Source organism: Caballeronia terrestris, assembly GCF_001544515.1.
In the GTDB taxonomy this organism is placed as follows: domain Bacteria; phylum Pseudomonadota; class Gammaproteobacteria; order Burkholderiales; family Burkholderiaceae; genus Caballeronia; species Caballeronia terrestris.
Map to the genome: position 1 here is coordinate 1 of NZ_FCOL02000596.1, position 627 is coordinate 627.

At 67.5% G+C, this 627-nt stretch carries 1 protein-coding gene; it reads right to left on the minus strand.

Annotated elements, in window-relative coordinates; genetic code table 11:
* Window positions 1–627 (minus strand): AMP-binding enzyme (locus tag AWB67_RS39135; RefSeq protein WP_143746855.1); only part of this gene is annotated, 627 nt, incomplete at both ends.

Consider the following 627-nt stretch of genomic DNA (forward strand, 5'->3'; position numbering starts at 1 on the left):
GCATGATCTTGCCCGAACGCGTCTTCGGCAGGTTCTCGCCGAAGAGGATGTCCTTCGGCTTCGCGATCGGGCCGATCTCCTTCCCGACCCGCGCGCGCAGTTCGTTTGCGATCCTCGTGCTCTCCTCGCCCTCCGGACGCGATTGCTTGAGCACGACGAACGCGACCACGGCTTGGCCCGTCGTATCGTCGGGACGGCCCACCACCGCCGCTTCCGCGACCAGCGGATTCGACACGAGCGCGGACTCGATCTCCATCGTGCCGAGCCGGTGGCCCGAGACGTTCAGCACGTCGTCGATGCGGCCCGTGATCGTGAAGTAGCCGGTGTCCTTGTCGCGCACGGCGCCGTCGCCCGCGAGATACAGCCTGCCACCGAGTTCCTTGGGGAAATAGCTCGTCTGATAGCGCTTCGGATCGCCCCAGACATTGCGCAGCATCGACGGCCACGGACGCTTCACGACGAGGATGCCGCCCTGCCCGTTCGGCACGTCCTGCCCGGTTTCATCGACGATCGCGGCCATGATGCCCGGCAGCGGCAGCGTGCACGAGCCGGGCACCAGCGGCGTCGCGCCCGGCAGCGGCGTGATCATGTGGCCGCCGGTCTCGGTCTGCCACCACGTATCGACGA